Origin of the sequence: uncultured Bradyrhizobium sp., assembly GCF_936943645.1 — a bacterium.
Taxonomy (GTDB): Bacteria; Pseudomonadota; Alphaproteobacteria; order Rhizobiales; family Xanthobacteraceae; genus Bradyrhizobium.
The window spans coordinates 59,003-71,264 of sequence record NZ_CAKZJO010000103.1; the positions used below are offsets into that span (position 1 = coordinate 59,003).

Sequence of the window (12,262 nt, forward strand, 5' to 3'; positions counted from 1 at the left end):
CTGAGGGAGAACAAACATGCTGGGTCGCCTCAACCATGTCGCGATCGCGACCAAGGATGCCGTCAAGGCCGCGAAGATCTACGGCACGGCGTTCGGCGCCCAAATCTCGGAAGCCGTGCCGCTGCCCGAGCACGGCGTCATCACCGTGTTCGCCACGCTCCCCAACACCAAGATCGAGTTCATCGAGCCGCTCGGCGAGGCTTCGCCGATCGCAAAGTTCGTCGAGCGCAATCCCGACGGCGGGATCCACCATGTCTGCTACGAGGTCGTCGACATCATCGCCTCGCGCGACACGCTGGTGAAGGAAGGCGCCCGGGTGCTCGGCGACGGCGTGCCGAAGATCGGCGCCCATGGCAAGCCGGTGCTGTTCCTGCACCCGAAGGACTTTTCCGGCGCGCTGGTTGAAATCGAGCAGGCATAAGGCCGCCCCATGGCCATCCAGATCTCGACCGCGATTGCGATCTACTTCGTCATCTGGTGGATCGCGCTGTTCCTGACGCTGCCGTTCGGCGTGCGCAGCCAGCACGAGGACGGCGTCGGTGCGCCCGGCACCGACCCCGGTGCACCGATCCTGACCCGGATGGGCCGCAAGCTGATCTGGACCACCATCATCTCGGCGATCATCTACGGCGCGGGGCTTGCCGCCTATCACGCCGGCTATCTCTCGATCGAGCGCCTGTCGAAATTGATGGGCATGCCGTTTTAGACTTTTTTGATGCTGCTTTGGGGGGACGAATGACTTTTCAGAGGATCGTCATCGCGCTTCTGGTGCTGATCGCCGCAGGCCTCGGCGCCGTCGGTTACGTCGAGTGGAAGATGGCGGCGCAGGTGCGAACGCTGAAGGCGTTCGTCGAGGGCTACGTCTTCAACGAGGCCGTGATGGCCTGCGAGCAGGCCAAGAGCTCGACGCCGTTCAAATGGAACGGCGGCAAGAGCACCTCAGTGATCGGCCTGAACTCGGTCAAGCTGGACAAATACAACGTCAGCGCCAGCTACACGCTGGTGGCGGACCTCGTTTATTGTGATTACGATCCGATCAAAAGAAAGGCCGAGATCGGCTCGAGCTTCCTGGAGCGGGAGTAACGATCCGGCCATGCCAAGCATGGGATGGGATCGTCATGGCGCAGGGGCAGGGAGACTACCGGATTCTGCATGAGGCTGATTTGCGGGATCATCTCGCAGGCCTGTCGGATATCGCGGCGCGCCTTGGCGGCGATCCCGCATCCTGGGAGATCACCGAGGTCGGCGACGGCAATCTCAACCTCGTCTTCATCGTCAAGGGCACGAGCGGCGGCGTCGCCGTGAAGCAGGCGCTGCCTTATGTCCGCCTCGTCGGCGAGAGCTGGCCGCTGCCGCTGTCGCGGGCCCATTACGAATATCTCGCGCTGTCCCGCCAGGCCGAGCTCGCACCTGGGCTGGTACCGGCACTGCTGCATCACAACGAGACACTGGCGCTGACGGTGATGGAGCTGCTCGAGCCCCACATCATCATGCGCAAGGGGCTGGTTGCGGGAACGCGCTATCCGCGCTTCGTGGACGACATCACCACCTTCATGGCGCGCACCCTGTTCTTCACCTCCGACCTTGCGCTGTCCGCGGCCGAGAAGAAGCAGGGCTTGGCGGCTTTCGCCGGCAACCACGCGCTCTGCAAGATCACCGAGGATCTGATCTTCACCGATCCCTACCGCATCGCCGAGCAGAACCGCTGGACCGCACCCTGGCTCGATGGGCTGGCAGCAAACCTGCGCGACGACATGGAGCTGCACGTCGCGATCTCCCGGCTGAAGCTGAAGTTCATGGCAAGTCCCGAGGCGCTGCTGCATGGCGACCTCCACACCGGATCGATCATGGTCACCGATAGCCAGACACGGGTGATCGATCCCGAATTCGCGTTCTATGGCCCGATGGGGTTCGACGTCGGCGCCGTGCTCGCCAACCTCCTGATGGCTTATTTCGCCTCCGCCGGCCACGAGCGCGCGCCGGGTGAGCGGGCCGCATTCGAGGCCTGGGTGCTGGAGACGGTCGAACAGGTCTGGAACGGGTTCGCCGGGAAATTCCTCGAACTCTGGCGCGCAGGGGGCACCGGCGATGCCTATCCGGTCTCGCTCTTCGCCGGCCAGCAGGGCGCCGCGCGTCTGGAGGCGGAGCGGCAGACCTACATGCAGCGCCTGTTCACTGAGGCCGTCGGTTTCGCCGCCGCAAAGACCATCCGCCGCATCTTCGGTCTTGCCCATAACATCGACTTCGAGCTGATCGACGATGCGAAGACCCGCGCCATCAGCGAGGCGCGCGCGGTGCGGCTGGCGCGGGCGATGATGGTGGAAACGAGGACGTTTCGGACCATCGGCGATGTCACGGGTGCTGCGCGGAAGCTCCGGGACTGGATGCCGGAATTGTCGGGCTGAAGGTGTAGCGCAAGACGGCTCCGCGCACTCCGTCATTGCGAGGAGCCCTTGCGACGAAGCAATCCAGACTGCCGACGCGGGGACACTCTGGATTGCTTCGCGGAGCCTGTTATCGGGCCGCGCTTCGCGCGGACCCGGTGGCTCGCAATGACGGGGAGGGATTGTCGCGGAACGCTAATACATCCGCACCGGCAGCGGAGCACCCTCGGGGCCGACCAGCAGACCCCAGGTCTCGTTGGCCGCAACCTCGAACTCGCGCTTCTGGGCTGCGCTTCCCCTGAGCTTGAGGGTGACCTTGTACTTGCCCGGCGGCAGCTCAATCTTCTGACGATCAGGCAACTCGTCCGCGGCGTCGTCGAAATCGATCAGTCCTTCTCCGGCGCGAGCCGTCAGGTGGATGGTTCGCTCGTTGACGGTGATGTCGGCCGCTTCATCTGTCTTGTTGCCGAGCAACAACCTCGCTTGTCCCGGTGCAGGCTGGATGCGGGCGGTGGCGGCCAATGGCTTGCGCAGCGACAGGTCGGCGATCGTCATGTTGCCCTGGCGGACGAGCCGGAGCAGCGCCGGCCCGTCTGACGTCGTGTAGGCGACAGCGGCCCTGCCGGGCTCGACGACCGCACCGTCGGTTTCGGTCCATCCGCGCTTGTCGAGTGCAGCGCGATAGAAGTCGAGCACGGCCTCGAGACCAAGCGGCGTCTCGACGTGAACCGACCTGACGAAGGGGGAATTCTTCGCGGTCATCAGGCCCCAGAGGTCAACGAGCGGCAGGCCCATGTCGTCGGACATCTTGGTTTCGAATGTCCGGCTCGCGGCTTGTGCCAGAAGCCCGATCGTGTCGCAGAGCAGGCGCTCGCCCAGATAATCCGGAACGCAACGGCCCCTGACGGCCCACCATGTATCGTCGACAAACCCGTTTGACCGCTTGGTGTGGGACCAATTGATCTGGATGCTCTTCGTCAGGCCGTCGCGGGCGGGGTCCGGCGTGACGGGGATCGCCATCGCCGCCGTTGCGGCAACCAGACTTCCGGCCAGCAGGATACCTAGCGTTCGGCGGGCCATTCTTTGCGCGATCCTCTTTTTTCGCGATCCCTGGGGTTCGGATAACGATCCTGAGCTTGGTCGCGTTGGTCACGAAAAATGTTCACTGTCCCTGGGCTGTCCGATGACGCACCGCGTCAATCCCGCTTGCAGCGAAGGGCGCATGCAACCCGCCTCCCGAGATCGTCGTCGCAGCGCTGCCATCGGAACTGACATTGGTCTCCATCAAAAACGAAGCTTGCGTTCGACGGGTGACGAATGATCAAATCCCTGATCGGCATGCACCTGCGTTGTTGGGGGACACATGATGTTCAGGATGATTGCGATCGTCGCGGGGGTAGGGCTGGCGCTCGCCGGATCGGCGGAGGCCCAGACGCCGCGCAAGGGCGGAACCATCCGCATGACCGCGCCCTATGGTTCGAGCTTCACGAGCCTCGACATTCACACCACGCAGCGCGCCCAGGATGAGATCTATGCCAAGGCCCTGCATCGCTCGCTCTACATCTGGAATTCGGCGGAAGGAAAGCCGGTTCTGGAGCTCGCCAAGGAGGATGTGGTCTCGGGCGGGGGCCTGGTTCACACCTTCAAGCTGCGCGATGACGCCTATTTCCACAACGGCCGCAAGATGACCGCCGACGACGTCATCTGGTCCTACAACCGCATCATGGACGGCACCAAGGCCTTTCCCGGGGCGCGCTTTGTCCGCGTCATCGAGGGCGCGGCCGCGGTCGAGAAGGGCCAGGCCAAGGAAATCTCCGGCCTGAAGAAGATCGACGATTTCACCATCGAGATGAAGCTGACCGAGAAGGTCGATCCGGGCTTCTACTTCTTCACCGCGCTGACCTCGATCTATCCGGCCGACGAAGGCGCCAAGGACAGCTTCATCCAGCATCCGATCGGCCTCGGGCCGTTCAAGTTCGTCGAGCACGTGCCGGGATCGCGCATCGTGCTGGAGCGATGGGACCGGTTCTACAAGCCCGGCAAGCCTTATGCCGACAAGATCGTCGTGTCGATCATGGGCGAGGCCGCGGCGCGCGACGTCGCCTTCCGCAACAAGGAGATCGACACCTCGGTGCTGGGGCCCGCCCAATACGTCGCCTATCAGTCCGACGCCGCGCTCAAGGGCACCATCGTCGAGGTCGCCGAGGTCTTCACGCGCTACATGGGCATGAATCCCTCGTTCAAGCCGTTCGCCGACAAGCGCGTGAGGCAGGCGATCAACTATGCGATCGACACCGATCTGATCATCAACAAGCTGGTCAAGGGCAAGGCCTACCGCGCCACCAGCTGGCTGCCGCTGACTTCGCCCGCCTACGACAAGGCGATGAAACCTTATCCCTACGATCCCGCCAAGGCCAAGCAGCTGCTTGCCGAGGCCGGCTATCCCTCCGGTTTCGAGTTCGAATGGACCACCAGCCAGAATGAAAGCTGGGGTCTGCCGATCGTCTCGGCGGTGATCCCGATGCTGGACAAGGTCGGCATCAAGGCCAAGGTCAAGCAGGTCGAGACGGCGGTGCTGGCGGAGGTGGTGCGCAGCGGCGACTATCAGGCCTTCATCTATTCGCAGGCCAGCGGCCCGGATCCGCTGGCCGCCCTCAAATGCTTCCACTCGGCGACGCCGCAGCCGGCCTGCAATTACATGACCTACAAGAATGCCGATTTCGACAAGATCGTCGATGCGGCAGGGCAGGCCGACGATCCCGCCAAGCGCATCGAATTGCTGCAAAAGGCCAATGCGCTGCTCTACGAGGAGGCACCGGTCTGGTTCTTCAACTACAACAAGGCGGTCATGGCGGTGCAGCCGTGGCTCAAGGGCGTTCAGCTCAATGCCACGGAGCTGACCCACCAGAATGTCGAAGACCTCTGGGTCGACGAGACCTCTCCGGCGAAGTGACAGACGCTCTCGCGCTTCCTCCATCGTAGCGAACGATGGAGGGGGAGAGGAAAGTGCCGATGCTCTCGTTTCTGTTCCGTCGCCTGCTGCAAACCGTTCCGACCGTGCTCGCGGTCGTGCTGCTGGTCTTCGTGCTGTTCAGCGTCGTTCCCGGCAGCATCGTCTCCTCCATGAGCGACGACAGCGACCCGCAGGTCGAGGAGCGCATGAAGAAGCAGCTCGGCCTCGACGATCCCGTCTATGTGCGCTTCGGCAAGTACATCGCAAAGCTGTCGACCGGTGATCTCGGCACGTCGTTCCGCACGCGCGAGCCCGTGACGACCATGATCGCCAAGCGGGCCTGGCCTACGCTGCAGCTCGTCTTCGCCGCCATGGCCTTTGCCGTCGTCATCGGCGTGCCGCTCGGCTTCATCGCCGCGCTGAAACCCGGAGGCATCGTCGATACGCTCGCCATGATGGTGGCGGTGTCGGGCCTGTCCATCGCCAAATTCTGGCTCGGGCTCGTTCTGATGTATCTGTTCGCGTTGAAACTCGGCTGGCTGCCCAGTTTCGGCTATGGCGACGGCGGATTGAAGTATCTGCTGTTGCCGGCCGTGACGCTCGGGGTCTCGCCGATGGCGCTGTTCGCCCGAACGACCCGGGCCGCGGTCCTCGAGATCATGACGGCCGATTTCGTCCGCACCGCTCGGTCCAAGGGCATGAGCGAGACGCGGGTGGTGAAGTGGCATGTCATGCGCAACGCGCTCGTCATCATCCTCACGACCGTGGGCCTGCAATTCGGAGCCTTGATGGGGCAGGCGGTCGTGGTCGAGAAGCTGTTCTCCTGGCCGGGCATCGGCTCGCTGCTGGTCGACAGCGTCCTGCAGCGCGACATTCCGGCCGTCCAGGGCTCCATTCTCGTGGTGGTGCTGGCGTTCCTCGCGATCAATCTCTTGATCGACGTGCTCTACGGCGTGATCGATCCCAGGATCAGATACGCATGAGCGCGGGCTTGCAGTCGCCTATGAGGCGCGCGTTGTGGCGGCATCGGCACTGCGCTCCCTCTCCCGCTTGCGGGGGAGGGCTGGGGTGGGGGTGTCTCCGCATCGGGGTTCCCTGTGTGGCGCGAGCCCCCTCCCGCCGCGCTCTTCGAGCGCGTCGGCCTCCCCCGCAAGCGGGAGAGGCGAAGCGCGCCCGCAGCGAGTTTTCGCTGAAGCCACGCACGAATACCCCTGCCGTAATGGTGCACTCGCGATGAAGCTCCGCGCCAATCTCGTCATCGGTGGCTCGCTGTTCGCGGTGGCAATCCTGGTCGGCGTGCTCGCGCCCTGGCTCGCGCACACCGATCCCGTCATGGATGCCAATCTCATGAACGCGGAGGAGCCGCCGAGCTGGACCTGGTGGTTCGGCACGGACGACCAGGGCCGCGACATCTATTCCCGCGTCGTGTACGGCGCGCAGGTCTCGCTGACCGTCGGCATCGTCTCGCAGCTCATCAACAGCGTGATCGGCGTGGCCCTCGGCCTGAGCGCCGGCCATTTCGGCGGCTGGTGGGATGATGTCGTCAACGCCTTGACCAATCTCATGCTCGCGATCCCGTCGCTGATCTTTGCGCTGGCGATCATGGCGGTGCTCGGCCCCGGCCTGACCAGCCTGTTGATCGCGCTCGGTCTGACCAACTGGTCCTTCACCTGCCGGATCGCGCGGGCCTCGGCGCTGTCGCTGCGGAGCCAGGGCTATGTCCAGGCGGCAACCGTGCTCGGCTACGGCGATCTGCGTATCATGATCACGCAGCTGCTGCCGAACATGCTCGGACCGCTCATCGTCATCGGTACGCTCGGCATGGGCAGCGCGGTGTTGTCGGAGGCCGCCTTGTCGTTCCTCGGCCTCGGCGTCCGTCCGCCGTTTCCAAGCTGGGGCAGCATGCTCTCGGAAGCCCGCGAGCAGATCACGACGGCACCGTGGCTGTCGGTGTTTCCGGGCCTTGCCATCTTCCTGACGGTGCTCGGCCTCAATCTGCTGGGCGACGGCCTGCGCGACATCCTCGATCCTCAATCGCGGAGCCGGCGGACATGACCGGCACGCCGCTGCTCGAGGTCGAGGACCTCAGGCTCGATCTCGATATCGGATCGGGACGCGTTGCGGCGGCCGAGGGCGTTTCGTTCCGCATCGATCGCGGCGAGACCTTCGGCCTCGTCGGTGAATCCGGCTGCGGCAAGAGCATCACCGCGCTGGCCCTGATCGGCCTGCTGCGTCACCCCCTGTCGATCGGCGGCGGCGTCATCCGGTTCGACGGCAAGGAGATCCAGCATCTGTCCGCCGCCGGGCAGCGGGATTTGCGCGGCAACCGGATCGCCATGATCTTCCAGGAGCCGATGACGGCTCTGAATCCGGTGTCGCCCGTGGGCCGGCAGATCGCCGAGATGTTCGTGCTGCACAAGGGCAAGAGCTGGCGCGAGGCCAACCGGCTCGCGGTCGAGGCGCTGGCGAATGTCCGCGTGCCTGCGCCCGAGCGGCGCGTGAAGGACTACCCGCATCAGCTCTCGGGCGGCATGCGCCAGCGCGTGATGATCGCCATCGCGCTCGCCTGCGGTCCGGACCTGTTGATCGCCGACGAGCCGACCACCGCGCTCGACGTCACCGTGCAGGCCGAGATCATCGAGCTGATGCGCAATCTGTGCGCGGAGCGGGGCACGGCAATCCTGATGATCAGCCACGATCTCGGCCTCGTCGCCAATGTCTGCCGCCGCGTCGCCGTGATGTATGCCGGCCGCATCGTCGAGGAGCGTGGCTCGGCTGACATCTTCCGCGCGCCCTCGCATCCCTATACGCAAGGCCTGGTCGCCTCGCTGCCGCGGCTCGGCAGCCGCGCAGCGCTCGGCCGCGCCAGGCTGCAGGAAATCGCGGGCGTCGTTCCCGCCATCACCCATTTCCCCGATGGCTGCCGGTTCAATCCGCGCTGCGTGCGGGCGACCGAGATCTGCCGCACCGTGGCGCCGGATGTGGATCTGCTGGAGGCGGGCGGACTCGTGAGGTGCCATCACCATGCATGAGCCGCACGAGATGCCGGATGAGGCAAGGCCGGACGAGGATCTCATCCTCAGCGTCAGGGATCTCGCGGTTCATTTTCCGCTTGGCGGCGGTCTGCTGGGGGGCGGCAAGCGGGTGCTGCGGGCCGTCGACGGCGTCGATCTCAGCTTGAGGCGCGGCGAATGTCTCGGTCTCGTCGGCGAGTCCGGCTCCGGCAAGTCGACGGTCGCCTTGTCGATCCTTGGCCTGCTGGCGCCGACACGCGGTCGGATCACAGTGGACGGGCAGGTGGTGACGAGCCGCCAATCCGGCGATCGCAAGGCGCTCGCCCGCACCGTGCAGATCGTGTTTCAGGATCCCTATGCCTCGCTCAACCCGCGCCAGACCGTTCGCCGAACGCTGGAGGATCCGCTGCGCGTGCACGGTGTCACCGCGAAAAGTGAGATCACGGACCGCGTCGCGGTGATGCTGAGGCATGTGGGCCTGCGCCCGGAGCAGGCCGACCGCTATCCGCACGAATTCTCCGGCGGCCAGCGCCAGCGCATCGGCATCGCCCGGGCACTGATCCTCAATCCCAAGATCGTCATCTGCGACGAGCCGGTGTCGGCGCTCGACGTCTCGATCCGCGCCCAGATCATCAACCTGCTGCTGGAGCTGAAGGACACGCTCGGCCTGTCCTACATCATGATCAGCCACGATCTCGGCGTCGTCGAGCACATGAGCGACCGCGTCGCCGTGATGTATCTCGGCCGCATCGTCGAGAACGGCAACTGGCGCGAGATTTTCGAGCGGCCCGCGCATCCCTATACACGGGCCCTGATTGCCGCCATCCCCGATCCCTTGCACCGCGCCCCGCTTGCGACCACGGGCGGCGACCTTCCCAACCCGCTCAATCCGCCCAACGGCTGCGCCTTCAGCCCGCGCTGCCGTTACGCGGAAGCGGTGTGCCGTCGCGAACCGGGCCCGGTGCTGGAGACGCGGCCGGACGGGCATGCGGTGCGGTGCTGGCGGAGCGAGGAGATCGATGCGGCGAACCTCGCTATTTCTCCGTCACCCTGAGGTGGCCGCTCCTTCAGCGGCCCTCGAAGGGCGACGGCCCGACTGTCAGCTCGGCCATGCATCCTTCGAGGCTCCGCATGCGATGCGTTCGCATCGCATGCTTCGCGCCTCAGGATGACGGATCATTGTTCAACGATCTTGGGAAGAGCTGCCGGGACACGCCGATCGCCACAATGCCATCCTGCTCCTGTTTTGCCCGACAGTTCAAACTTTGCCGCCGGCAGCACTCACGCCATTACGCGTTTGGCAAGGTCCTGAAATTCCTCGCAGTTTCTACTGTGCATGGGGTTGTTTTCGCAAATTTTGCTTTGGCGGCCGGTCTACTCCGCCGTCTTTTCCCGCAGCCGCTGCGCATAGACGTTGATGACCAACGCTGCCAGGAGGATCAGGCCGCGGATCAGGATCTTCAGGAAGCTGTCGATGTTGACGTGGTCGAGGCCGTTGTTGAGGACGCCGAGCACGAACAGGCCAACGATGGTGTTGCCGATGCCGCCGCGGCCGCCGAACAGGCTGGTGCCGCCGACGACGACGGCGGCGATGGAGTCGAGCAGATAGGTGTCGAACTCGTTCTGCTGCGCGCTGCCGAAATGGGCGACGCCGAGCATGCCGCCGATGCCGGAGCACACCGCCGAGATCACCATGACAGCGCCGAGGATCAGCTTGACGTTGAGGCCGGCATAGTCGGCCGCCTCGCGATTGCCCCCGACCATGTAGACGTAGCGGCCGAAGCGCGTGTAGGTCAGCACGAGGTGCCCGCCGAGCAGCATGATGGCGGCGACGATGACGATCCAGGGAATGCCACTGACCGAGCCGGAGCCGAGCGTCGTGATCAGGCTAGGGACCTTGTAGGCGATCTGGCCGCGCACCAGCAGTGCGGAGATGCCGGCAGCGATCTGCATCATCGCCAGCGTCATGATGAAGGAGGGGATGCCGATCACGGTCAGGCCCAGCGCGTTGACGAGGCCGAGCAGGGCGCAGAGCAGGATCGACAGGATGATCGCGACCGCGCCGGGCAGCGGGATGTTGGCGATGTTGACGTAGGATTCCTGCAGCGTGAAGTAGGCGACCGCGATGCCGGTGACGTTGGCGATGCTGGCGATGGAGAGGTCGATCTCCGCGCAGAGGATCACGAAGGTGAGGCCGACCGCGATGATGCCCGTCACCGACACCTGGGTCAGGATGTTGCCGAGATTGTCGAGCGTCGCGAAGGAGGGGCTGGCAAAGGCGAAGAAGGCGGACAGGAAGATCAGGGTCAGGAACGGGGCGATGTTGCGCATCTGCGAGCGCAGGAAGGGCGCCAGCCCTCGTGTCCGCTGCCCCGCCAAAGCCGTCTCGCTGCTCATGTGCTTCTCCGTCACGCCGCTTCCAGCAGGCGGTCCTTGCTGACCGGCTCGTTCTTGAATTCCCGCACCATGGCGCCGCGCTTGAGCACGAGGATGCGGTCGGCCAGCGACAGCACCGTTTCCGGCTCGGTCGACAGCACGATGATCGCGAGCCCCTTGGCGCGGAGGTCGCGGACGATGTTGATGACGTCGTTCTTGGCGCCGACATCCATGCCGCGGGTCGGCTCGCACAGCACCAGCAGCTTTGGCGGATAGGTCAGCCATTTCGCCAGCGCCACCTTCTGCTGGTTGCCGCCGGAGAGCATGCCGAGGTCGAGGCCGACCACCGGCGGCCGGATCTGCAACTGCTCGACCTGGCGCTTTGCGATATCGCGCTCCTGCGCCGGCTTGAGCAGCAGCGCGGAGATGCGATCGAGAATGCTGATCGAGATGTTCTTGTAGACCGGCTCCTGGTGGAACAGCATGTCGCGCCGGCTCTCCGGCACCAGCGCCACCCCGGCGCGCCGCGCCGCCGCCGTGCTGGCGAAGGTTTTCGGTTTGCCTTCAACGGCGAGCGTGCCGGCGTCCGGTTTCAGCTTGCCGAACAGGATGCGCGACAGCTCCTGCTGGCCGCAGCCCATGAAGCCGTAGATGCCCAGCACTTCGCCGGCGCGCGCCTCGAAGGAGATGTCCTTCAGGCTGCGGGACAGCGAGAGCTGGTCGACCTTGAGAACGACCTGGCTGGCGCTCGGCTGCGGCAGCATCAGATCGTCGGTATAGCTGTGTTCGAGCGCCTCGCCGCCGCGGCCGATCATGGCCTCGATCAGCGCACCCTTCGTCGTCGCGGATGAAGCGGCCTCGGCAACCTTCCGCCCGTTGCGGAACACGGTCACCGTGTCGGACACGTGCAGGATGTCCTCGATGAAATGCGAGATGAAGACGATGCTGGTGCCTTCCTCGCGCAATCGTCGAAGGGTGGCAAAGAGCCGCTCGACCTCGGGCGGGGAGAGCGCGGAGGTCGGCTCGTCCAGGATGACGATGCGGGCGCCCGAGAACAGCACGCGTGCGATCTCGATCAGCTGCTGCAGCCCGATCGGCAGGTCGCCGAGCCGCGACATCGGATCGACGTCGATGCCGAAGCGGGCGAGCTGCTCGCCAGCCTCGCGCGCCATCCGCCGCCATTGCACGAGGCCAAGGGCATTGGTCGGCTGGTTGCCGAGGAAGACGTTCTCGGCGACCGTGAGGTCAGGCGCGACGGAGAGCTCCTGATGCACCATGGCGATGCCGGCGGCGTGCGCATCGCGCGCCGAGCGGAAATGCGTCTCCGCGCCGTCGATCAGGAAGCGGCCGGAGAATTCGGTGTGCACGCCGGCGATGATCTTCATCAGCGTGCTTTTGCCGGCGCCGTTCTCGCCGACGAGACCGTGGATCTCGCCGGGATAAAGCGCAAAGTCGACACCACGAAGCGCTTCGACGCCGCCGAAGCTCTTCGTGATGCCCTGCAGTTCAAGGATGGGCGAACGTAGCTCGGGCAT

General features: G+C 65.0%; 12 protein-coding genes. 9 read left to right on the forward strand and 3 right to left on the reverse strand.

Annotated features, from left to right (window positions below):
• Positions 1 to 16: 16 nt before the first annotated feature.
• From mce to mtnK, 4 genes are read left to right on the forward strand one after another with little or no spacing between them, the layout of a single operon-like run.
• Positions 17 to 421 (forward strand): methylmalonyl-CoA epimerase, encoded by a 405-nt coding sequence (mce, locus tag Q0743_RS30175; protein WP_097662509.1) that lies wholly within the window; start codon positions 17 to 19, stop codon positions 419 to 421.
• Between the two features lie 9 nt (positions 422 to 430).
• The gene (locus Q0743_RS30180; protein ID WP_298245079.1) at positions 431 to 706 is read left to right on the forward strand and encodes a DUF1467 family protein; all 276 of its coding nucleotides are present in this window, start codon (positions 431 to 433) and stop codon (positions 704 to 706) included.
• A gap of 29 nt (positions 707 to 735) precedes the next feature.
• Entirely contained in the window at positions 736 to 1,083 is a 348-nt protein-coding gene (locus Q0743_RS30185) for a hypothetical protein (protein ID WP_298245080.1), read from the forward strand.
• Between the two features lie 35 nt (positions 1,084 to 1,118).
• Positions 1,119 to 2,405, forward strand: coding sequence for an S-methyl-5-thioribose kinase (gene mtnK / locus Q0743_RS30190; RefSeq protein ID WP_298245081.1), 1,287 nt, complete (start codon positions 1,119 to 1,121; stop codon positions 2,403 to 2,405).
• A gap of 174 nt (positions 2,406 to 2,579) precedes the next feature.
• Here mtnK and Q0743_RS30195 read toward each other — a convergent pair whose 3' ends face one another.
• Positions 2,580 to 3,464 (reverse strand): hypothetical protein, encoded by an 885-nt coding sequence (locus tag Q0743_RS30195; RefSeq protein ID WP_298245082.1) that lies wholly within the window; start codon positions 3,462 to 3,464, stop codon positions 2,580 to 2,582.
• Positions 3,465 to 3,747: 283 nt separating this feature from the next.
• Here Q0743_RS30195 and Q0743_RS30200 point away from each other — a divergent pair, with 283 nt between their 5' ends.
• The 5 genes from Q0743_RS30200 to Q0743_RS30220 all read left to right on the forward strand — a co-directional run bounded on the left by Q0743_RS30200 (position 3,748) and on the right by Q0743_RS30220 (position 9,405).
• Positions 3,748 to 5,337, forward strand: a complete 1,590-nt coding sequence (locus Q0743_RS30200; protein ID WP_298245083.1) for an ABC transporter substrate-binding protein — start codon at positions 3,748 to 3,750, stop codon at positions 5,335 to 5,337.
• Between the two features lie 59 nt (positions 5,338 to 5,396).
• Complete coding sequence (locus tag Q0743_RS30205; RefSeq protein WP_298245084.1) at positions 5,397 to 6,320, forward strand: ABC transporter permease; 924 nt, start codon at positions 5,397 to 5,399, stop codon at positions 6,318 to 6,320.
• A gap of 250 nt (positions 6,321 to 6,570) precedes the next feature.
• Positions 6,571 to 7,392 (forward strand): ABC transporter permease, encoded by an 822-nt coding sequence (locus tag Q0743_RS30210; protein ID WP_298245085.1) that lies wholly within the window; start codon positions 6,571 to 6,573, stop codon positions 7,390 to 7,392.
• The gene (locus Q0743_RS30215) at positions 7,389 to 8,369 is read left to right on the forward strand and encodes an ABC transporter ATP-binding protein (RefSeq protein ID WP_298245086.1); all 981 of its coding nucleotides are present in this window, start codon (positions 7,389 to 7,391) and stop codon (positions 8,367 to 8,369) included. The genes Q0743_RS30210 and Q0743_RS30215 overlap by 4 nt, the downstream gene beginning before the upstream one ends.
• A complete protein-coding gene (locus Q0743_RS30220) occupies positions 8,362 to 9,405 on the forward strand; it encodes an ABC transporter ATP-binding protein (RefSeq protein WP_298245087.1) in 1,044 nt (347 codons plus the stop codon). Before Q0743_RS30215 ends, Q0743_RS30220 begins: the two co-directional genes overlap by 8 nt.
• Positions 9,406 to 9,725: 320 nt before the next feature.
• On the opposite strand, the gene Q0743_RS30225 is transcribed toward Q0743_RS30220, so the two are convergent.
• Together Q0743_RS30225 and Q0743_RS30230 are read right to left on the reverse strand one after the other, a co-directional pair.
• Positions 9,726 to 10,748, reverse strand: a complete 1,023-nt coding sequence (locus Q0743_RS30225) for an ABC transporter permease (RefSeq protein ID WP_298245088.1) — start codon at positions 10,746 to 10,748, stop codon at positions 9,726 to 9,728.
• 11 nt (positions 10,749 to 10,759) lie between these two features.
• Positions 10,760 to 12,262, reverse strand: a complete 1,503-nt coding sequence (locus Q0743_RS30230; protein WP_298245089.1) for a sugar ABC transporter ATP-binding protein — start codon at positions 12,260 to 12,262, stop codon at positions 10,760 to 10,762.